The 20,439-nt window shown below is 41.6% G+C and carries 25 protein-coding genes and 2 pseudogenes; 21 read left to right on the top strand and 6 right to left on the bottom strand.

Annotation, left to right across the window (positions count from 1 at the left end; all coding sequences use genetic code 11):
* Window positions 1-1,405: 1,405 nt before the first annotated feature.
* Window positions 1,406-1,582, bottom strand: coding sequence for a hypothetical protein (locus tag IPL35_04770; protein ID MBK8442754.1), 177 nt, complete (start codon window positions 1,580-1,582; stop codon window positions 1,406-1,408).
* A gap of 113 nt (window positions 1,583-1,695) precedes the next feature.
* Between IPL35_04770 and IPL35_04765 the strand changes: the two genes are divergently transcribed.
* The 6 genes from IPL35_04765 (at window position 1,696) to IPL35_04740 (ending at window position 4,531) form a co-directional block, all read left to right on the top strand.
* On the top strand, window positions 1,696-1,977 hold the full coding sequence (locus IPL35_04765) for a hypothetical protein (GenBank protein ID MBK8442753.1): 282 nt from the start codon (window positions 1,696-1,698) through the stop codon (window positions 1,975-1,977).
* Window positions 1,931-2,287: a hypothetical protein gene (locus IPL35_04760; protein ID MBK8442752.1), complete on the top strand. Its 357-nt coding sequence runs from the start codon at window positions 1,931-1,933 to the stop codon at window positions 2,285-2,287. The genes IPL35_04765 and IPL35_04760 overlap by 47 nt, the downstream gene beginning before the upstream one ends.
* The gene (locus tag IPL35_04755; GenBank protein MBK8442751.1) at window positions 2,287-2,451 is read left to right on the top strand and encodes a hypothetical protein; all 165 of its coding nucleotides are present in this window, start codon (window positions 2,287-2,289) and stop codon (window positions 2,449-2,451) included. The genes IPL35_04760 and IPL35_04755 overlap by 1 nt, the downstream gene beginning before the upstream one ends.
* Entirely contained in the window at window positions 2,390-2,698 is a 309-nt protein-coding gene (locus IPL35_04750) for a hypothetical protein (GenBank protein MBK8442750.1), read from the top strand. Before IPL35_04755 ends, IPL35_04750 begins: the two co-directional genes overlap by 62 nt.
* A 614-nt stretch (window positions 2,699-3,312) precedes the next feature.
* On the top strand, window positions 3,313-3,714 hold the full coding sequence (locus IPL35_04745) for a hypothetical protein (GenBank protein MBK8442749.1): 402 nt from the start codon (window positions 3,313-3,315) through the stop codon (window positions 3,712-3,714).
* Between the two features lie 124 nt (window positions 3,715-3,838).
* Window positions 3,839-4,531, top strand: coding sequence for a hypothetical protein (locus IPL35_04740; protein ID MBK8442748.1), 693 nt, complete (start codon window positions 3,839-3,841; stop codon window positions 4,529-4,531).
* 121 nt (window positions 4,532-4,652) lie between these two features.
* On the opposite strand, the gene IPL35_04735 is transcribed toward IPL35_04740, so the two are convergent.
* Genes IPL35_04735 through IPL35_04725 form a run of 3 tightly spaced genes read right to left on the bottom strand, consistent with a single transcriptional unit; the run spans window position 4,653 to window position 6,065 of the window.
* Window positions 4,653-5,345, bottom strand: a complete 693-nt coding sequence (locus IPL35_04735; GenBank protein ID MBK8442747.1) for a GWxTD domain-containing protein — start codon at window positions 5,343-5,345, stop codon at window positions 4,653-4,655.
* Window positions 5,342-5,716: a hypothetical protein gene (locus IPL35_04730; GenBank protein ID MBK8442746.1), complete on the bottom strand. Its 375-nt coding sequence runs from the start codon at window positions 5,714-5,716 to the stop codon at window positions 5,342-5,344. Before IPL35_04730 ends, IPL35_04735 begins: the two co-directional genes overlap by 4 nt.
* The gene (locus tag IPL35_04725) at window positions 5,667-6,065 is read right to left on the bottom strand and encodes a hypothetical protein (protein ID MBK8442745.1); all 399 of its coding nucleotides are present in this window, start codon (window positions 6,063-6,065) and stop codon (window positions 5,667-5,669) included. The genes IPL35_04730 and IPL35_04725 overlap by 50 nt, the downstream gene beginning before the upstream one ends.
* A 374-nt stretch (window positions 6,066-6,439) precedes the next feature.
* On the opposite strand from IPL35_04725, the gene IPL35_04720 reads away from it, so the two are divergent.
* The 3 genes from IPL35_04720 to IPL35_04710 are packed head-to-tail and all read left to right on the top strand — an operon-like array spanning window position 6,440 to window position 10,618.
* The gene (locus IPL35_04720; GenBank protein MBK8442744.1) at window positions 6,440-8,425 is read left to right on the top strand and encodes an AHH domain-containing protein; all 1,986 of its coding nucleotides are present in this window, start codon (window positions 6,440-6,442) and stop codon (window positions 8,423-8,425) included.
* 5 nt (window positions 8,426-8,430) lie between these two features.
* Window positions 8,431-9,174 (top strand): hypothetical protein, encoded by a 744-nt coding sequence (locus IPL35_04715; protein MBK8442743.1) that lies wholly within the window; start codon window positions 8,431-8,433, stop codon window positions 9,172-9,174.
* 31 nt (window positions 9,175-9,205) lie between these two features.
* On the top strand, window positions 9,206-10,618 hold the full coding sequence (locus tag IPL35_04710) for a hypothetical protein (GenBank protein MBK8442742.1): 1,413 nt from the start codon (window positions 9,206-9,208) through the stop codon (window positions 10,616-10,618).
* Window positions 10,619-11,130: 512 nt separating this feature from the next.
* Here IPL35_04710 and IPL35_04705 read toward each other — a convergent pair.
* A pseudogene (locus tag IPL35_04705) lies at window positions 11,131-12,179 on the bottom strand (glycosyltransferase family 2 protein).
* Window positions 12,180-12,444: 265 nt separating this feature from the next.
* Here IPL35_04705 and IPL35_04700 point away from each other — a divergent pair.
* From IPL35_04700 to IPL35_04675, 6 genes and pseudogenes are all read left to right on the top strand, one after another.
* Window positions 12,445-14,461, top strand: a pseudogene (locus tag IPL35_04700) (tungsten formylmethanofuran dehydrogenase).
* A gap of 505 nt (window positions 14,462-14,966) precedes the next feature.
* Window positions 14,967-15,212: a hypothetical protein gene (locus IPL35_04695; GenBank protein ID MBK8442741.1), complete on the top strand. Its 246-nt coding sequence runs from the start codon at window positions 14,967-14,969 to the stop codon at window positions 15,210-15,212.
* Complete coding sequence (locus IPL35_04690) at window positions 15,173-15,358, top strand: hypothetical protein (protein MBK8442740.1); 186 nt, start codon at window positions 15,173-15,175, stop codon at window positions 15,356-15,358. The genes IPL35_04695 and IPL35_04690 overlap by 40 nt, the downstream gene beginning before the upstream one ends.
* A gap of 27 nt (window positions 15,359-15,385) precedes the next feature.
* Window positions 15,386-15,592 (top strand): hypothetical protein, encoded by a 207-nt coding sequence (locus IPL35_04685; GenBank protein ID MBK8442739.1) that lies wholly within the window; start codon window positions 15,386-15,388, stop codon window positions 15,590-15,592.
* Between the two features lie 21 nt (window positions 15,593-15,613).
* Window positions 15,614-15,778 (top strand): dephospho-CoA kinase, encoded by a 165-nt coding sequence (locus tag IPL35_04680; GenBank protein MBK8442738.1) that lies wholly within the window; start codon window positions 15,614-15,616, stop codon window positions 15,776-15,778.
* Window positions 15,779-15,802: 24 nt separating this feature from the next.
* Window positions 15,803-16,207: a dephospho-CoA kinase gene (locus IPL35_04675; protein MBK8442737.1), complete on the top strand. Its 405-nt coding sequence runs from the start codon at window positions 15,803-15,805 to the stop codon at window positions 16,205-16,207.
* A gap of 56 nt (window positions 16,208-16,263) precedes the next feature.
* On the opposite strand, the gene IPL35_04670 is transcribed toward IPL35_04675, so the two are convergent.
* The gene (locus IPL35_04670; protein ID MBK8442736.1) at window positions 16,264-16,689 is read right to left on the bottom strand and encodes a hypothetical protein; all 426 of its coding nucleotides are present in this window, start codon (window positions 16,687-16,689) and stop codon (window positions 16,264-16,266) included.
* A gap of 625 nt (window positions 16,690-17,314) precedes the next feature.
* On the opposite strand from IPL35_04670, the gene IPL35_04665 reads away from it, so the two are divergent.
* The 6 genes from IPL35_04665 to IPL35_04640 all read left to right on the top strand — a co-directional run bounded on the left by IPL35_04665 (window position 17,315) and on the right by IPL35_04640 (window position 19,506).
* Window positions 17,315-17,890, top strand: a complete 576-nt coding sequence (locus IPL35_04665; protein MBK8442735.1) for a PHP domain-containing protein — start codon at window positions 17,315-17,317, stop codon at window positions 17,888-17,890.
* A 281-nt stretch (window positions 17,891-18,171) separates the two neighbouring features.
* Window positions 18,172-18,339: a hypothetical protein gene (locus IPL35_04660; protein MBK8442734.1), complete on the top strand. Its 168-nt coding sequence runs from the start codon at window positions 18,172-18,174 to the stop codon at window positions 18,337-18,339.
* A 95-nt stretch (window positions 18,340-18,434) separates the two neighbouring features.
* Complete coding sequence (locus IPL35_04655) at window positions 18,435-18,620, top strand: hypothetical protein (protein ID MBK8442733.1); 186 nt, start codon at window positions 18,435-18,437, stop codon at window positions 18,618-18,620.
* A gap of 99 nt (window positions 18,621-18,719) precedes the next feature.
* Window positions 18,720-18,977, top strand: coding sequence for a hypothetical protein (locus IPL35_04650; GenBank protein ID MBK8442732.1), 258 nt, complete (start codon window positions 18,720-18,722; stop codon window positions 18,975-18,977).
* 105 nt (window positions 18,978-19,082) lie between these two features.
* Entirely contained in the window at window positions 19,083-19,223 is a 141-nt protein-coding gene (locus IPL35_04645) for a hypothetical protein (GenBank protein ID MBK8442731.1), read from the top strand.
* Window positions 19,171-19,506: a hypothetical protein gene (locus IPL35_04640; GenBank protein ID MBK8442730.1), complete on the top strand. Its 336-nt coding sequence runs from the start codon at window positions 19,171-19,173 to the stop codon at window positions 19,504-19,506. Before IPL35_04645 ends, IPL35_04640 begins: the two co-directional genes overlap by 53 nt.
* Window positions 19,507-20,439: the final 933 nt, after the last annotated feature.

The raw sequence follows: 20,439 nt of genomic DNA, 5'->3' as shown, positions 1-20,439 counted from the left end.
TTGTGCGCAAAGATTTGAACCGACAACAAAAGACACCTATCCATCACATAATAGAAGAGAACATGAATCTGAAACATATTGATTTTGTTAGCGAAACAATGGTAACTTAGATCTTCAGCGAATATAAATAAACAAAAACCCAACAAATCAAAAGAGATGTGAAAAGAAGTACAACACTGTTCAACATAAACATACACTTGGAATATGTGAGGGTATGGTGATGTTTTATACCCTGAATAAATAATATATTTAATAATCGTTTTTATTTTATAAATAATTTTGATTTTTAATCATTTGTGATGTTTTTTAAAATTTTATTCTTACTCTGTCCGTATATTGCTTTGTAGATTAGGCAGTCTTTAATGAATAAACGGGGAACAAGAATTTTTTGATTAATCAATCCTTGAAACTCTCATATGAAAATTTTACTTATGTACCTATAATATTGGCATTTAGTTCATTTTTCTTTGCAGGGTACTGATTGTTATGTCAACCTTTGTTGATGATTATCTGAAATAACGGAACTCTATTTATAGTATGTTATAAACACTTCAAGTTGTTAATCTGCATACTTGAGCCTTATAGATACCTTATTTTTGGAAGCCTATAAAAACTTTTTACGGCAACGCTCAAACTCAACCTAATGATAGTGGTGTACACCCTGAAAACCCTGTTGTTAGGCTATTTCATAACGGCAGCGATGCGTCAGAGCGCGTGCTACCATTTTTGTAGGCGACAGTTGCGCTGTTTTAATCAGCGATAGGGAGGGTATTCATTTAAAATATTATAGCGCAGAGGTATCGGTTTATACACTTACAAAATGCCCGGAGTCTATGTTTTTAATACTTTGCCCACAATACCAAATTGAGAAATTTTAGGTTAGAAAACTTTAAATTTTTGCTTTAAAGATGCGGGTATTCGCATAGTAGCGGCGGGATACGATGAATGCTCGCGGAGCGGTTTTATAGATTTTGACATCGTAGGTTGTTCTTCGCACGACAACCTGCACGCCGAGGTGAGTTGACTGATCGTTGGAATGTAAAATGCAACTGATTGAGTGCCTTCGGGATTTCCTTATATCGGTTATTGTATAAACGTATAACAATCGGGGTATCACCGACTCGTGGCAGCACTCGGGCAGCGGTATACAAATAGTGGTGGATGGCGTTGTAATAGAATATTGCGAATCGTATAAACAATGGCGAAAATCAATAATTACCTTCCGACCTGTTGCATTTGTGGGATACCAACAATGCCCTCATTCAATATTGCGAGTCGCACCGCAACAATTCTACTACCATTGACGGCGGCGGCTTTGATTTGGACGGCGGCGTTACCAACCCTGGTGTTTAATACAATTATTCGCACGACAAACTATAACCCGCCTATCTGATAGCACAGTTTTCTAAGCACGCCCTTTTACAACAATATTATCCGCTACAACATATATCCGAAAACGATGAAAACTCCTATTATTCCAGTATTCATTTGTGGGCTTGCGATGCCGAGCACTACCACGCCCCATAATGTGGATATACACAATAATACTGTATATAAAGATGCTGCCTACTACTTCGGGCACAGGCGGTGCGATAGAAATTCAAACCGACCCTTTTTTATGATACCAAAGTATTCAACAATATATTTATTACCAATGGCACTACCGAAACCGTCAAAAGCCGCCTCAATGCCGATGTGAAATTTTGGGGCAATAATTATTGGGCTGTTGATGGTAATTTAGTATTTTATATGCGCTGGGATAAAATTTACCACTGTTGGAAGAGTGGCGCAACGGTGTTTTTCAGGAGCGTTGATAGATGGTACAAATACCGGGATTTAATGTCAATCCATTGCTCTACGATGCAGGCGGCGGCGGCACAGTGGGCAGTCCGGAACTTTTTGAACACCGGCCCGCTTGTGGCAATATTATTTGCAGCCGCTATCGCCGCTCATCAATCAAGGAGTCGCTATTTTTGATTATCTCAATATTGACGATGGCAATCAAGATTACTACCGCAATGCCTTACCCACCGACCAAACTTATGATGTAGGAGCGTATGAGCGCGGAGTTATGCAGGAAGCCGAAGCCTTGTTGTTGCAAATCAGCCGCGATAGTGAAATTGTGCCTTGTGAGGGGCAGGTTAATTTGACCTATGCGTCACCAATTTGGGTACAACAGCTGTGGGACTCCGTCATTATCAGCGATTTGCTGCCTTTGGGCGTGCAATATTATCTCAAAATAATCCGCAGGGTATTTATGATGCTGCTACCGACACCTGGACGTTGATGCAGAGAATTGGAGCAGGAGCAGAGGTTACGCTCAACCTCACCGCCGTTGCCAAACAGAAGGCATACAGAATAGAAATGGACTCTTTGGAAGTGGGGATAGATGTATCAACCTCAACAGGCAGGGTACTTGTATTACTACCCCTACAAAGTATGCAACAATGAAGTAATTTCAATAGAAGTAAGTGCGCTGATGGAGCTAATCAATATCAGTGGCATCAGCTCAATGAAACCACGCAACAATACGAAACCATTGCCGGAGCTTACTGCACAATACTACACTATTACGGCGGTGGGCAGCTACCGTTATACGCCTCAATGGTGCTTTTTTAGATACCAACTGTACCGACAGCAGTTGTTGTCCCATAATCGTCAGCGGCGAAAATTGTTGCAACAGTTGCTACAAAATTGACTTTATGCGCGATTAAGAACACTACAAATTATAAATAATAAAGACCATACACCGCTGAACGGGCGAGTATGGTCTTTTGAATGGGAACAAAGAAAAATGTTTTGAAGATTAACTTTAAATCTTTGCTTGATAAAATCTTGGATTTAAAAGAAAAATGTTTTGAAGATTAACTTTAATCCCCATTTAATAAAACTTGGATTTAAAAGAAAAATGTTTTGAAGATTAACTTTAAATTCCCATCTAATAAAATTTTGGATTTAAAAGAAACATCTTGATTATTATTTTTAGCGAAAAATGATATTGTAATAACTATATACAAAGTTCATTTTATATTTTTTAAAAAACGGAATAATATTTAATTTGATATTTTAAGTAATATATTTTATATTGTAAAGTGTTGATTATTACTAAAATATAATTAATAAATTGAAAATTTCAAATGAACTTTACCGACTTATTCATTCTTTAACACAGAACGAAAAACGACATTTTTCTTTACACGCTTCTTTGCAGACAGGCGGCGAAAAAAACAACTATCTCGCTTTATTTGACGTTTTGGAGCGGCAGCAAAATTTTGAGGCTGCTGGCAAGGTGCTTCAAAATCAAAAAAGCAGATGGAAAAAAATTTTCCTCTTATACAGCAATATCTCTACAAAAACCTACTCAAATCTTTAGAGCAGAGCAACAGCCACAAATACATAGACCTGCGCCTGAGTCATCTGCTCAATCAGTGCAGAATGTTGTATCATCGCGGGTTGGTACAACAATGCCTGAATTGGCTGCGTAAAACTGCGACACTGGCACAACGCTACGAGCGGTTTTTGATATTGTATCAGGTATATGAGTTGGAAACCTCTCTCCACATTAATTACAGCGTAGAGGGATTGAATGAAACCATACAGGAACTACGCGATAAAAGGCAATATTGCTTGCAGCAGCAATCAATACAGGAGCAACTTTTTTTCTTGAAAATGCAGATTTTTACTCTCTCAAAAATCATTGCAGGTACGCAATGAGCAGGAGCAGGAATATTTGCACCGCACTCAAATTGCAAATGGCTGTTTTTGAAGAAGAAAACTCTGAACATTTTCTTTTTATGCCCGTATCCATTTGCTTTCTTTCAACGGCGTTTATTATTTTTTGACGGGCGACTATCAATCGTCTTTTCAAGCCAGCCATCAAGCATTGCAACTATGGCAGCAACAGCCGCATTTTATCACCGAAGATTTGTATTTATATTTAGGTGTTATCAATTCTTTTTTGTTATGCAGTCCTTTTCTGGGAGCTTACCAAGCGATGGAGGAGTGCTTGGAAACCGTAAAAAAAATAGAATCGAACCACAATAAAGATTTGCAATTGCGCCAATTTTTGATTTATCATATACATAGTTTTGTGCTGCTCACCCAAACCCACCACTACACCAAAGCCCTTGATTTGCTCCATACTACACAAAGCGGTTTGGAGCGCGATGGCGCAAGGGTGGGCTTTGAATGGAAATTGCGTTTTAAGGTGATGTTTGCCAATGTATTGTTTATCAACCAACGCTACAACGAAGCCTTAGATGAAGTATCGGATATTTTGGAAATGAATGCTAAAGGATACCGCGAAGACTTGAATGTAAGTACTCGCATGCTACAGTTGTTGTTGCATTTACAATTAGGCAATGAATTGTTCTTGGATTCTTTGCTGCGCAATACCTACGAGGGTTTGCGCAAGCAGGCGCAACTCTACGAATTGGAGCGCACCTTTTTGCGCTATATCAAAAAATACCTTCACGCAAGCCTCAGCAGCGATAAACCTGCAAAGCAGACGAGCAACTGCTCAAAGCCTTGAAAATTTTGGAGAAAAATCCTTTTTTGAAAAAGCACTCTACTACTACGATTGGATATATTGGTTGAGCAGCGTATCGCAGCAATGGCAGCGGTTCATAAAAATAAAAAACCGTTTTTTATTATCAGGGGTCAATAGCACCACTGTTGTTGCGGTTGTATTTGAGCAGACGGCTTTTCCATTCGGGGTCGCGGACTTCACCGTTGGCATCGGAATGAACAAGCCGCATGTCGTTGCGCATCAAATCATCATCACTAAACACAAAAATTACGTTGTTCTGGCTTTTTATTTGGTAATACTGCCAAATTTCGTAAGGCTTTATATCGCGTTCAAAATCAGCGAAATCAACGGAATTGGGCGCACCGTATTGTAAATATACCCTGCCTCTGTCGGTTTCAAAACCATTATAAATGGGTCCGGAATATTTGCTTTCTACATAATCCACTTCTTTTTTGTAGCGTAAAAAAGCAGTTTCGGGATTGTAGGCATCGCGTTGTGTCCAAAAATTATACAAAAAATTGCGCTGATATTGTATGTCGCCGTTTTTTTTGAGGTTGATGATAATGTCACGCTCATCGGGGCGGGCGATGGGGCGCAGCGAGCGTACATAAAAAGTAACCTGCTCATCGCTGAGGCTGCTCACGAAAGTATGCGCCGTGTTGAGTTCGTTGAGTTGCTCCAAACTCACGCTTTCGTGTTTGTGGTTGCGGTAAAAGGCGGCGCGGCGACTGCACAATACTTCGTTTTGGGCATTGCGTACTTCGAGCAGCAATTCGTAATTGCCAGAGCTGAGGTCGGCAACATTTACCTCGCTCAACAACGCATTGACGGGTGCTGCTTTTGGCGTTTTGAGCCGCCGATATTATTCATCACCCGACTGGAATCTTTGCGCACCACCTGATACGTCACCACATAATCCTGCGCATTGGCGGTCTGGTGACTGTTGTAAATTTCGGCATAAAAACTCAATTTCGTAAAACTATCGGGATAATACGGAAACACATAGGGTACCATTTCTATGCCGTTGCGCACAAAAGATTTTTTGGATTCGGGTGTTTCTTTTTGATACACTTCCAAAAATAAAATATCCGACACCGACACCGCATTGGCAGGGTACGCTTCAACGATGAGGTCGCTTTTAAAAGTTCTGCTGTCGGTAGCCGTTCCGTTTTCGTCGCCTACCTGCAAATGCAGCGTATAAGCCAGGCGGCAAGGTGTAGCGTTTGATGTCCACCAAATTGAGTTGCGATTTGTCGGCTTCGGCGAAGTTGGGGCTGTACAATATATATTTGTCGTAGGCTTTTATTTGTTCGCCCTGCTCCACCCACAATGCAATGTTGGCGGCTGCCTTTTGCGAGCCGTCTGTTTGGGCGGCAACATTGAGGCTTTTAGCCGGCACGCTGATATAAATTTCTATATACGAACCCACTTCGGGGTTGTAAAAAACATTGTAAGAATACACCACTTCTACGGCTGCTGCCCACTGCGCCGACAAAAAGGCAGCACAAGCGAGGACGGCAAAGAATATTTTTTTCATATTGTTGAAAAATTTTTTTGAGAAAAAATAAAAACAAACAAAATGTAAAAGCACCCCGTGCTGTTTACGACACGAAATTACACCATCTTGTTGGGAATAAGTGCATATTGTTTAAAATGAAATGTCATGGAAATTTCAAAAAAATACATTTTGAGTTATTCCTTGCTTTTGTGATAGCAGCAGCGACACGAAAAACAGAGATTTTCGCTTGTTTTTTTGCATATTACAATAGCAGATGTTAAGTGTGACTATTCTCCGCACACTTTGTCTAAACAACAACTTATTTTTATTTTAAACCAAACTATGTATTATTATGAAAAAATTAACACAACTCTGCCCCCCCCCGCATTGCGCTATTAGCGAGTTTTTTATTGATGTTCTTATTCGGTGCCTGCCAAAAGCCCGAAAATGACGAACTGTTGTCACCCGAACCCACTACGCAATTTGACAACGGCAAAATTGATGGCGACGACAACGACTGCGTCCTCTATCAAAACTTCGAAGCCGAATTTTGCTGGAAATTAGAAATCAATAACGCCAGCAACCTCATCAGCTATTTCAACGACCCCAGCAATAGTTGCCGCAATTGCGTGGGCAAACCTTTTATCATCAATGGCGGCGGCAAGCAATACACCGTGCAGCCCTACAGCCGCCCCGATGCAGGCGTAGATTTTTTGGTAACAGATGGCTCTACCCGCTATCTCTTGTCCAATACGACATCTATCTATGTGAAGCAGGTAAAAAGCAGTACCGCTCCCAACAAAAACCTCAGCGTGGTATATCGTGTGGCGCAGGAAGTGTTGAAAAGCGGCTACAATATGTCGCAGATAGGGAGCAAACTCGGCAGTGCAGCGCAGCCTTTTCTGTTGAGCGATGGTACGCTGAAACTCAACGTGAGCAGCAACTTTGCCGGCGACAACCTGAGTACCCTGAGCCGCTACGAAATAGGCAACTTATGCGAAAACCAAAAACGGCAGGTGGTGAATTTGTATATGGAAAAGCTGGGCTTTACGAGTGCGAGCAGTACCTATACTTATGAGTATATGATAAATGTGGCTTTGAGCAATTGCGGATTTAGTTGCAGCGGCAACGGTTTGCTTTCGGTAGCGAGTGCCTGCGCCGACCCGATTTGTGTATTCAACGGTATTATGGGACAAATCAATGCGAACAATACCACCGACCAACAGAAAGTACAACGCGCTTTTTTGCAGTATGGATTGGGGTTGAGTGCGGCAGAGGTGGCAGCAATTTCTCTTCCAAATTATAGCTTTATAACAAGTGATTTATATGATGCATTGATAGATAGTGAAACGTTTTGCCAACGTGCCGATAACCTTAAAGCGTTAACAGGTTCCTTATCTCAATATATAGAAACAAATTCAAATGCCACTCCCGCAATAGCACAACAGTGTCTTGATTTTGAGAGTGCTAAGAATTATGACGTAGCTGCCACTCAGGCTAGTCAATTAATGTTACATCTGCTGGGTACTCCTAACGGTTTAGTGACAGCTTATGAAACAGGATTATATAATGCTCCTTTTATTTTTTCGGCACCTACTATGTTTTCTTATAATTTATACAAAGAATATCAAACGCAATGCGCTATTTTGCGAAAAGCGCACCCCCGGTGGACAGACCTTGCTATTGGGCTTGAAGCGACTTGGTTGGTATTGGGGGGATATGTACATACAGGCTTGGATATTTGCGGATTAATTCCTGCGGCAGGAGAGCCTTGTGATTTTACAAATGGAATCTTGTATACTATTGAGGGAGATGGTGTACATGCCACTTTGAGTTTTGCAGCGACCCTCCCTATTTTAGGTTGGATAGCAACGGCAGGAAAATATGCCAAAATTGGAGTGAATACGGCAGCAGGGTATGTTGAATTAGTTCTAAAACAAGATGCGTCGGGACTTATTACTCATGAACTTCCTGATTGGTGGAATGCAACATTCAGGTCTATGGTAGGTGTAACCGACCCGTTAATGGAAGCACACCATCTAATCCCCAAAGCCATATATGATAATGCCGTTATACAAAAAGCTTCTCAATCAATAGATATTCCATACCATATACATCACCCAAAAAATGGCTTAGGAATTTTAAAAATTATTCATGATGGTCCGCATAATTTGTATTCAGATGCAATTAGGAGTAAATTGGGATCAGCACTCAATCCTGCTAATGGAACAATTGCTAAAAAAATGACAGATATTTACGGCAGCTTAGATGCTGCCCCTGCAGAAGTAGTACAAGAAGAGGTGGTTTTATTTCAAAATTGGTTACGAAATTTATTACAGAATAATCCGAATACTCCTCTGAATCAATTAGATAACGCTATTAATTTATATAATCCTTAAATATAATGAGTAAACTATTTAAATTGAGATATGGAACTTCTTCAGAAAATGGTAATACAATTATTGTATTTGCTAATGTTCCCCATCCTAGAAAATATAACACAACCGAATCTTTAGCGGCTGTACCTATGGAAGGTCTAATCACCCACTCACTTATTTTTCCTTCTTTCAGATTTAGTAATGAAGAAACCTGCTGGGCAGATTATATGATGAGTAACTTACAACCTTGTTTTATGGTATTGTCCTCTTCTTTACAGAAATTGTTTATTGAGTCAAAAATTGTAGAATGGGATAGTTTTTCAATAAAAATAGATAATAGTTATTATGATGTTTATAATTCCCATACAGACGTAGGTATTTTTAATAATATTATAGGCGGTCAAGAGCAAAGAACTTACCAAGCCTTCCGCTTGCGCTACACCAAAATAAACGAATATATTAACTGGCAAAAAACAACTTGGGAAGCGTTTAATTTTGATAATGCCTCTTTTACCAAATACGATGAAGAAATTATCAAGATAACTTCACAAGAAGACTTAGAGAACAAACGACGCGAATATGGTAGAAAAAGGATAATTTTAAAAGATTTAGTATTTAAAAAAAATATTTTGTTTGACGACCTTTTTCGTTTGTCTGCTGATTTTGGTATTGGTGCAGATTTTATTGTTACCGAACGCTTAAAAAATAAAATGGAAACTGCGAATATCAGTGGAGTATATTTTGAGGAATTGATTTTTATTGATGAATGATTAGCTATTAAGAGAAAAATCAGAGAGCTTTTTGATAATTCCCCCCCGCCGCCCGAAAAACACCCCTTCGGGCGGCGGGTTTTTTGTTGCGGCAACCCCCCCCAAAAAAGCCGTGACCACTCCCTGCGCATTTTGTCTAAACAGCAACTTTGTCGGCGACAACCTGAATACCCTGAGCCGCTACGAAATAGGCAATATGTGCGAAAACCAAAAACGCAATGTGGTGAATTTGTATATGGAAAAATTGGGCTTTACGAGTGCGAGCAGTACCTATACTTATGAGTATATGATAAATGTGGCTTTGAGCAATTGCGGATTTAGTTGCAGTGGCAACGGTTTGCTTTCGGTAGCGAGTGCCTGCGCCGACCCGATTTGTGTATTCAACGGTATTATGGGACAAATCAATGAGAACAATACCACCGACCAACAGAAAGTACAACGCGCTTTTTTGCAGTATGGGTTGGGGCTTTCAGCAACTGAAATAAACGATTTTATGCCGTATTTTGCACCTATTGCCGCTGATGTGATGAGCGATGCCGTAGCATTGAATGACCCTGAATTTGTGTTGTGCGATGCTTTATCTCTGATGACGAACGACCACGAATATGTCTGGGATAGGTTAGTGGAGTTTCGCGAACTCACAAATGATGACGATATGTCGCTCCTGAACGAATGTAGTACTAGTAACCCGAATTATCCGCTTAGTTTTTGGTATGATTTAACGCTATTTACGATACCGCAAGTATGTATTGACAGATTAGACAACTTAGGCGATGGATATGAAAATCAACCTTTGAGTACTTTTTCAACAGGAACACTCATAAATTTTGACTATTATGGAGTTAAAATGAGCGAATTGCCTAATAAACCTAACACGAATACACCATTCACAATGTTTGAGCTACAAGAATACATTAGAAAAAACTATTACTTTTTTGCGAATACAGGCGGAACAGGCTATAATTATCATAATGCCACAACAGACCCTCCCATTTGGCTGTCTTCCAATCCTGTTACAGCCATGTTTGACTTTACAATAACAGGAGATGATGGTAGTGTTATCTGCGCTCAAAACACAGAATGTTGCTGGATATTTTCTACTATTCAAACACCTCTTGATATAAATGGCAATGGCACTGGCAGTCACCCTGTGAGCGGCAATAGACAGTTTGGGATAAAATTAAATACAGACGGTACTTACGAATTTTACACAAAGGGTATAGATAGGAGTAATTCTTTCTTTAGTTATTTGACCGAAAGTATCACTTTTTCTGCTGCTGATGAATTTTGGCAGGGGGTACAAGATAAAATCGCCCAGTTTGTTATAGATAATGGAGGCGAAATATCATTTCTGCCTGTTGTAAATGATATACATCCCGAGTTAGAAACGATAAAAAATCTATTAAAAGGTCAAGATCCCATCAACTATGTACCCTGTCCATGAAACATTGGTTAATAAAATTTATTCTTAGAATACTGAGTTATATCATACTATGGGCAACAATTACTTATATAATCTCATGGGTGGGGCTAATATTTCATTATTTAACGCTTCCAACTCAAAAATTTAGTTTTTCAACGGCAAAATTTCCAGCGTTAATGGGATTTTATATGGGATTTTATAATGCAGCTATTTTGTTCAGCATGGTCGTTATACGGAAAATATATCCTAAATTTAATTTAAAAGGTAATCAATTTTTGATATTGGTTTCACTTCCTATCGTTATTTGGGGGATATATTCTCTCATATTATGTCTTGATTTTTCTTATAATAAATTGCCGAACGGGTACAATCAAGAAAAACTCTATAGATGGTTACTAAAGGTGGCAGTATTTTTTATAGATTTCATTGTATTAATCATTGCTTATAAAATATTTGTAATACCAAAATCCAATCAGAAATAAAACATAATTCCCCCGTCGCCCGAAAAACACACCTTCGGGCGGCGGATTTTTTTAGCTCTGTATATCGGGCAACTGCGCAAAAGTACGGCACTTGCGCACAAAAAACTGCCACAGCACCGAACGGCGATACAAACCCTTTTCGTTGGGTGCAGCCAAAGCGTAGCGGCGGCGCAAGTGGCGGAGTTCCTGCCGTTTGCGCCACTGCTGCGGCAGCGACCCCACCGCCCGCCACACCGCTTTCACAATAGCAAATGCCGCCTTTCTGTTGCCTTTCACCAATTGCTGTATTGCCGCCAACATATCCAATTTTAAGCGCAAAGGCAGCACCCACCACAAACGGCGGGCGGGCATATTCTTGAGCATCATCGCCCAGTTGTTCCGAAAATTGAGATATGTTTTAAAAGGATTTGCCGCTGCCAAAGTGCCGCCGCCCCATATGATACACCACCGATTGCGGACATACCGCAATGCCGTAACCCGCATTTTTGAGCCGCCAGCAAAGGTCTATTTCCTCCATACTGGCAAAAAATCGCCGTCAAAACCGCCCCACCGATGATACAACTCGCTCCGAATGAACAAAGCGCAACCGCTTGCCCAAAAATTTCAACGGCATCATCATATTGCTGCCGGTCGTATTCGCATACTTCAAAAATGCGCCCGCGACAAAAAGGATAAGCCAATATATCCAAAAAACCGCCTGCTGCTCCGGCATATTCAAAATGTTGGGGGGCTTGTTGTGCCAGCACTTTGGGTTGGCAGGCGGCTATATGCGGCTGCGTGTGGAGCATTTCGAGCAAAGGCTCTAAATAATGGGGGCTTACTTCCACATCGGAGTTGAGCAATAAATAATAAGGTTGCTGAATTTGTTGCAGCGCGCGGTTGTAGCCTTCGGCGAAGCCGTAGTTGTTTTCCAAGCATATACATTGCACTTGCGGAAAATACTGGCGCAGCCACGCCACCGAAGTATCAGTAGAAGCATTGTCGGCAACTACTATGGCAGCATCGCCGCTATGCGCTACTACGGAAGGCAAAAAAGTTTCGAGCCATTTTTGTCCGTTCCAGTTGAGAATAACAACAGCAATATCGGAGAGCGCGGGCATTTTTTTACAAATAAAATTTTTAATAAGTAGTAGTACAAAAATAGTTTGTATTTATAAAATGACATAAATAATTGATAATCATATACTTATGCTAACTAAAAACTAAAAACTAATCACTCACAACTATTTAAATGGTATTCCGCTCAATAATTTTGTGATAGCGGCAAAGCTACTAAAAATAACAAGCACACCGCACAATATCTTTGCACGGCTTATTAGCTTTTAAGCTAAAAAATTAGCATTTTGCAATTCAATTTGTTGATATATGCTTTCAAAAGACCTTTTGTTGCGTGCGTTTCGCCTGATGGCTACTGCTAAAACACTCTCGCAAGTGTATGAAGATAATTTTAAATTGGTATCAAAATACGTACACGCCACTTCGCGCGGACACGAAGCTATCCAGATTGCGATGGGCTTGCAGTTGCTACCCAGCGATTATGTATATCCCTACTACCGCGATGATGCGCTTTTGCTTGCTATGGGTTGTAGCCCTCAACAATTGATGCTTCAGATTTTTGCAAAACAGGACGACCCCTTTTCGGGCGGGCGCACTTACTATTGTCACCCCAGTCTCCGAGATACCGACAAACCTCAAATTCCGCATCAGTCATCGGCAACGGGTATGCAGGCAATTCCAGCGACGGGTGCGGCGATGGGCTTGCGCTACAAGCGCGTGCAGGGATTGGAAAAAAATATAGATGCAGCCCCCTTGGTGGTTTGTTCTTTGGGCGATGCTTCTGTTACCGAAGGCGAAGTGGCGGAGGCTTTCCAAATGGCGGTACTCAAAAAATTGCCTATTTTGTATTTGGTGCAGGATAATCAGTGGGATATTTCGGCGTATGCCCCTGAAATTCGCGCTATGAACGCCGCCGAATATGCAGCAGGTTTTAAAGGCTTGGAAGCACGCTCTATTGATGGTACTGACTTTGAATGGTGTTATCGCACCGTAGCCGATATGCTCGCCACCATTCGCCGCGAACAAGTCCCGATGTTGTTGCATGTGCGTGTGCCTTTGCTCAATCATCATACTTCTGGGGTGCGCAAAGAGTGGTATCGCCACGATTTGGAAGAGCAGCAGCAGCAAGATCCTTTTCCAAAAATGAAGGCTTTATTGAAAAAAAATAAAATAAAAACTGCCGACCTCGAAACAATAGAACAAGAAGTATGGACGAGTGTACTGGCACAATTTGAGGCGGCTCAACAAGCTCCCGACCCGCAGCCCGAAACTTTAACACATCATATTTTTGCTCCTACCTCTATTATCCAAGAGAACGGTACGCGCAGCCCCGCCGACAAAAAACCTACCGTGATGGTGGATTGCGCACTTTTTGCCATTGAAGAAATTTTGCAACAGCACCCCGAAAGTCTTTTGTATGGGCAAGATGTGGGCAGACGCTTGGGCGGTGTATTTCGCGAAGCAGCTACTTTGGCTGAAAAATTCGGCGATGAACGGGTATTCAACACGCCCATTCAGGAGGCATTTATCGTAGGCAGCACAGTGGGTATGTCGGCGGTGGGATTAAAGCCAATAGTAGAAGTGCAATTTGCCGATTATATTTTTCCGGGTATCAATCAATTATTTACCGAAGTAGCGCGAAGTTGTTATTTGAGCAACGGAAAATATCCGGTGTCGTGCATTATCCGCGTGCCGATAGGTGCGTATGGCAGTGGTGGTCCTTATCATTCGAGCAGTGTAGAGAGTATTGTTGCCAATATTCGCGGCATTAAAATTGCTTATCCGAGCAATGGAGCCGATTTGAAAGGCTTGCTCAAAGGAGCTTTTATGACGGTAATTCGGTCGTTATTTTTGAGCATAAAGGTTTGTATTGGAGCAAAGTACGCGGCACTGATGCCGCCAAAACCATAGAACCCGCCGAAGATTATATTATTCCTTTGGGCAAAGCCAATACAGTGTTGCACGCCGATGCGGGCAGGTGCGCCGCGCAATTCTTTGGTGGTGATTACTTACGGAATGGGCGTACATTGGGCACTCAATGCTGCCGGAGCAGTTTGCAGGGCAGGTGGAGGTGCTGGATTTGCGTACTTTGTGCCCTTTGGACGAAGTTGCTGTTTTGGAGGCGGTGCGCCGACACGGAAAATGCCTGCTGCTCACCGAAGAAGCCCGCAACAACAGTTTTGCACAGGCTCTAGCAGGACGCATTGCCGCCGCTTGTTTTGAGCACTTAGATGCAGCCCCTCAAACTTTGGGTGCTGCTGAAGTACCCGCCGTTCCGCTGAATGCTACTTTGGAGGCAACGATGATTCCTTCGGCAGAGAAGTAGCTGAAAAAAATCAAGGAAATGCTGGAGTATTAAACACAAAGTTGTTATTGATTGTTTTAAATAAAAATGTAATTTTCTGTTTGTAAAAAATTGATTTTTAATGCTTTATTATAATATTTATTTGTAATTTTTTAATAGACATACTGTCTTACTTTTCCTGATTTTGGCAAAACCATCGGACATATTATCCCGTATTTTTCGCTTGGCGGCTTGCTGTATGTGAGCGATAAGGCGGCGTATTTTTTATTTTTCTGTTTGGCTTTTAATGTATGGTTGGTCAATCGTTTGTCTGAAAATACTTATTTTATAGATATTCCGCTCAATACCGATTTAATCAATATTCCCGATACCTTGATATTGAGCCGCACTTTTCCCCGAACAATTGGAGGTGCGTGTAAAAGGAAGCGGCTACGATTTGCTGAGAAGTTACTTTAAATTGCGGGGCAAAACGCTCGTGTGGGATTATGCATAATTTAAATCGCGTGCGGCATTTTCGGCGCAGGAGTTGTTGGCATCTCAAGCCGATTATTTGGAAAATTTGGAAGTGATAGCCATATCGCCGCCCGAAATAGAGCTGTCGGCAGAAAGAAAAATATCAAAAATACTGCCCATTGATTTCAGATACCAAGTGCAATTTCGGGGACAGTATCGTATGCGCTACGACCGCCCTTCATTTACACCAACTTCGGTGAAAGTGAGCGGCATAAAGTATTGCTCGATACCTTGCAAAGCATCGCCACCGATACGGTAATGCTGGCAGATGTGCGCTCTACACAAACAGGGCAGGTATCTTTGATAAAACCCTTAGCAGGCAACCTGCAATTGCAGCAGGAACTTGTGAACTATGAAATAGTAGTAGAAGAATATACCGAAAAAAAAATTAGACCTTCCCATTAGCGTAAAAATTACAAACAAAAAGGAGAATTGGCATTGTTTCCGGCTACTGCTTTGCTCTCTTGCTTAGTGCCTTTGTCGGAATACAATAAAACAACAGCAGCCTTATTTAAAGTAGAAGCTGATTTTTCAAACATACAACCCCAAGACAGCGTCTTGCATTTTAATGTTACCGAATACCCCGCCTTTGCCCGACAGGTCAATATTTATCCGTCCAAATCTCAGTTTTTATTTTAAATCCCTAAAAAATAAAACAATATGAAACAAATAGGCATTACCGGCGGTATGGGTAGCGGTAAAAGCTGGATAACTAAAGTATTTGCACAGTGGCGTGTGCCGGTGTATGATGCCGACAGCCGCGCAAAATATGTGATGCAACACGATGCCCTGCTGAAAATACAATTGAAGGAGTATTTTGGGTGAGGCGGTATTTGATGCACAGGAAATTTGCAGCGTGCTTATTTAGCGAATATGGTGTTTAAAGATGCAGCGGCACTCCGACAGCTCAACAGTTGTGTACACCCCGCCGTGCAGCGCGATTATGAAATTTGGGCAGCGATGCAAAGAAAACTCCGAATGCCGTATATTCTTAAGGAAGCGGCTTTGCTTGTAGAAAGCGGCACTTATCGCTATTTAGATGCACTGATTGTAATAACAGCCCCGCTCGATTTGCGCATAGCCAGAGTGCTGCGCCGCGACCCTGCACTTTCGCAAGCCGATGTAGAAGCCCGCATTGCCCGCCAAAGCAGCGATGCCGAAAAAATCGCCCATGCTCAGGCGGTGTTGGTAAATGACGAAACAACGCTGCTGCTGCCGACTATTGTAGAGTTGCACCGACAATACAGCCAATAGTGGCAGTGTTTAGTTTTGAATGATGAGTTCTTAATTAAGCGCATTATTCTCCATTCTCAATTATTTTCTTTTTTACTCCAAAAAGCCTCTACATAGCCTTCCGGCAATTCAAAATAAATACTTTTGCTGCGGCGGTTAATATCTGCAATCTGGTCGGGGTGCAGCGCAATGGGCAAGAGGTGTTCACTCATACGCACTTGTGCTATTTTTTGCTGCGGCAATTCTTCAATGCTTTCTACCACTCCCAAAAACGTTTCGCCGTTATACGCTTTATAACCTTCTATAAAAAACAATTGCGCCTCTATCGCCGCCTTTAAACCGCGCACCGCCGCCACCTCTACCGACACGCTGCACCCTTTCAGGGCATCGGCGGCATTTTTGTCTTTGCTCTCCTCCACCTGCAAAATCGCCCCTTGTGGAATGGCTTGCAGGCGTTGCACCATATAAGGAACAGGCGTACCTTTTTGCTCAATATACACCACTTTTTATTTTGATAAAATCCATTATGTATGGTTCAACATACAATTTTAGTTCGCCTTTGAGGGCGTGCGCTTTTTGAATATAGCCGATAGGGTGAAACTGTTCCATATTTTTCAGATAAAATATAAGATTTTCAGATAAAATAAAATTTTCAAATAAAATATAATATTTTCAGATAAAATATAAGATTTTCAGATAAAATATAAGATTTTCAGATAAAATATAAGATTTTCAGATAAAATAAGATTTTCAGATAAAATATAAGATTTTCAGATAAAATATAAGATTTTCAGATAAAATATAAGATTTTCAGATAAAATATAAGATTTTCGATAAATATAAGATTTTCAGATAAAATATAAGATTTTCAGATAAAATATAAGATTTTCAGATAAAATATAAGATTTTCAGATAAAATATAAGATTTTCAGATAAAATATAAGATTTTCAGATAAAATATAAGATTTTCAGATAAAATATAAGATTGACTGATTATAAAATGCAAAAAATAGGATATACATTTGAGCAAAAGCGATATTTTTGAGCTGTAAAATTGCCATTGCAAAAAACTTTTATTATCAAAAATTACTGTATTGGTTTTTATAAAATATCATGCTTCCCTCAAATTTGATGGTAGTTTTCGAAAAAATGCCGAATATTGCACTGCTTATCTCACTTCCATTTTACTTCTTTGTATCGCTTATGCCTGTATTCTCACATCTTCACTGCCACACTCAATATTCTTTGTTAGATGGTGCCGCGCCCATCAAAGATATGGTTGCCAAAGCCCAAAAAGATGGTATGCCCGCCGTGGCACTCACCGACCACGGCAATATGTTCGGTGCTTTTGAGTTTGTAAATGCTGCAAAAAAAGCAGGCATTATTCCGTGGTGGGCTGCGAATTTATGTAGTGGAAGACCGTTTTTCAGCGCACTTTTACCAAAGAACAAAAAGATAAACGCTACCAATCAGCCAATACTCATAAAAATCGGTAGGGCTATAAATTTTGTCAAAATTGTGTTTCTTTGGCATTTATTGGGGGTTTGTACGGCAAGATTTCGCGTGTGGATAAATCGTTTATCAAACGATGCAAGAGGGTTTAATTGCGAACACCTGCTGCATCGGTGCCGAAGTCTCCCCAAGCTATTATTCAAAGGGGAAGCTGTTGCCGAGCTCGTTTTTTGGAGTGGTTGGATATTTTAGGCGAAGATTATTTTATTGAATTGCAGCGTCACAACCTGAAAGATATTGACGGAACGGGCATCGGTCAGAAGATGTGAATCAAGTGTTATTAAATGGAGCAAAAATACAATATTCCCGTCATTGCCACCTGCGACTCGCATTATGTTGATGAAGCTAACGCCGATGCGCACGATATTTTTGTTGTGTGTGAATACCGTGACAAACGCACATGCCCGTTGGCGAAGGGCAAAGGCTACCGTTTTGGGTTCCCAACAATCTGTTTTCTTTAAAACAAGGCACAAATGGAAGCCCTTTTTCAAGATGTGCCGCAAGCCTTAGATAATACCAATTTAATTATAGACCGCATCACACCCGCCAAAACTCAAACGCGATGTGCTTTTGCCCCAATTATATATTGCCCGAAGGGTTTTGCTACGCAAGATGATTATTTGCATTATCTGGCTTTTTGAAGGGGCAAAGAAAAATACGGCGAAATAGACAAATACGTTGGAGGAGCGTTTGAATTATGAGTTGAGCGTATAGAGAAGTCGGTTTTCCGGGTTATTTGATAGTACAGGACTTTACGAATGCGGGCGCGTGCTATGAATATCGCCGTGGGACCCGGGCAGGGGTTCGGCGGCGGGTAGCGCGGTGGCTTATGCCATCGGCATCACCAACATTAGACCCCATTCGCTACAATCTGCTCTTTGAGCGTTTTCTGAATCCCGAGTGTAACAATGCCCGATATTGAGCATTGATTTTGACGATGAAGGGCGCGACAAAATATTGATCAGGCGTGGTGAAAAATATGGCGAGCTGACGCGGCGCAAATCATCACCTATACGGCACAATGGCTTCAAAATCAAGCATCCATGATGTGGCGCGTGTTGATTTGCCAATGCCCGAAACCGACCGCATCGCCAAATTAGTACCCACCCATTCCGATTTTGATTTGACTGACTACTTGAATGCGCGACACCGAAAAACTCAAAGAAAAACTCAAAACGAACAGGCAATGGAGCATATTAAATGCTGCGCCAATCTGTCGAAGGCAAAAGTGACCTCAGAGCACAGGTGGTGCTGGGCAAAGTGGCAGCCAAAACCTTGAAGGCCCGCGGCGCTCCACCGACCAGTACGCTTGCGGCATCATCATTTGTTCCGATATTGTAGAGTATATTCCGGGCATAAAAATTCAAACAAAGAATTCAACTTGTTGGCAACACAATACGACAACTTTGCAGAGAAGTGCGGCTTCGTTTCAAATGGACTTTTGGGCTTAAAAACGCTCACCATTATCCGCGATGCCATTGAGAATATCAGCAAACAAATACCAAATTCCGCTCATCAATCCTGATGAAATCCCTAACGGACGAAAACCTACCAACTTCCTTTCTCAAACACATACCATCGGCATCTTCCAGTTTGAAAGTCCGGGCATGCAAAAATACCTGCGCGACCTCAAACTCCAACAATATAGAAGACCTCATCGCCATGAACGCCTCCCCCACCGCCCTGCACCGATGGAGTTCATCTTTCATCAACCGCAAGCATTTGGCAGAGAAACCGTAGAATACCCGCACTTCTGGGCCTTTGAAGAACTCCTGCAAACCCACCCATGGAATTCGGGGATACTGTGAACAATGGTGCGGCTTGCCCAAATTATGGCAGATTATACACTCGGGCGGCTCGATATTTTGCGCCGCGCCAGGTGAAAGAAAACCCGAAGAAATGAGAAACAACGCAAGCGTTTTTTGGAGGGAGCGATGAAAAAGGTTGCAGAAAAAAAGCCAACGAAATATTTGATATGATGGAGCGTTTGCACGGCGGTTTTAATAGCCACGGGGGCATATGATCGCTGCTTTATTCCAAACCGCCTTCACCAAACAACATTCCACTGAAAATATAAGTCGCAACAGCACAATACCAAAGACTCCCAACTTTTTTCTTACTGAATGTAATAATATAATATCACGGCTCTTGTTCCCGACCTCAACGAGAGTGCTTTTGCATTTTACTTTTAATAAAAATGATCTGTTTTGGCTTGGCTTTGCCGTGGTGCTGAGTAGGAGGCGGCGGTAGAAGAAATTATTCTGGTGCGCAACGAGGGCGGCGCATTTTGAAACGTATCTGATTTTGCAAAGCGGGTGAACTTGCGCACCGTCAGTCAGGTGCCGGAAAACTGTGTGCCGCCGTGAGTTTTTGAATAGTTTTGGATTGCCGCGTGCTCCGAAGACGGGGCAGACAACAACGGCAGTTAACGGCATAGAAACCATTTTGCGTTACGGCAATACCCTACAACAGCAAAGAGGGCGCGCAAATATCTTTGTTCGGAGTGTGGCAGTGATCAGGATATTCCCGAACTCAAATTGCCGCGGGCGGAGGGGAGTTCGGCTTGATAGAAAACTCAACCGTGAAAGAAGTAATCAGTATTTATTTGTCAGGACACCCCCTGCTAACGCCATCAGCGCGAAATAAACTGCTGCTGTAATTGTACCAGACGAATTAGACAATTTTCATCAGAAAGAAGTGCGCTTTGCCGCAATGGGGTCATGTCGGCCAGCACTGTGTAT

This window comes from Sphingobacteriales bacterium, assembly GCA_016711285.1.
GTDB lineage: Bacteria > Bacteroidota > Bacteroidia > Chitinophagales > UBA2359 > JADJTG01.
This window is presented reverse-complemented; position numbering and strand designations above follow the sequence as displayed.

What these genes read in the sequence shown, in the direction of transcription:
- IPL35_04680 (MBK8442738.1), top strand. Translation starts at nt 15,614, where the DNA reads ATGAAACAAATAGGCATTACCGGCGGTATGGGTAGCGGTAAAAGCTGG.
- IPL35_04755 (MBK8442751.1), top strand. Translation starts at nt 2,287, where the DNA reads ATGCAGAGAATTGGAGCAGGAGCAGAGGTTACGCTCAACCTCACCGCC.
- IPL35_04720 (MBK8442744.1), top strand. Translation starts at nt 6,440, where the DNA reads ATGTTCTTATTCGGTGCCTGCCAAAAGCCCGAAAATGACGAACTGTTG.
- IPL35_04640 (MBK8442730.1), top strand. Translation starts at nt 19,171, where the DNA reads ATGCCATTGAGAATATCAGCAAACAAATACCAAATTCCGCTCATCAAT.
- IPL35_04715 (MBK8442743.1), top strand. Translation starts at nt 8,431, where the DNA reads ATGAGTAAACTATTTAAATTGAGATATGGAACTTCTTCAGAAAATGGT.
- IPL35_04650 (MBK8442732.1), top strand. Translation starts at nt 18,720, where the DNA reads ATGGCTTCAAAATCAAGCATCCATGATGTGGCGCGTGTTGATTTGCCA.
- IPL35_04725 (MBK8442745.1), bottom strand. Translation starts at nt 6,065, where the DNA reads ATGAAAAAAATATTCTTTGCCGTCCTCGCTTGTGCTGCCTTTTTGTCG.
- IPL35_04660 (MBK8442734.1), top strand. Translation starts at nt 18,172, where the DNA reads ATGGAAGCCCTTTTTCAAGATGTGCCGCAAGCCTTAGATAATACCAAT.
- IPL35_04750 (MBK8442750.1), top strand. Translation starts at nt 2,390, where the DNA reads ATGTATCAACCTCAACAGGCAGGGTACTTGTATTACTACCCCTACAAA.
- IPL35_04745 (MBK8442749.1), top strand. Translation starts at nt 3,313, where the DNA reads ATGGAAAAAAATTTTCCTCTTATACAGCAATATCTCTACAAAAACCTA.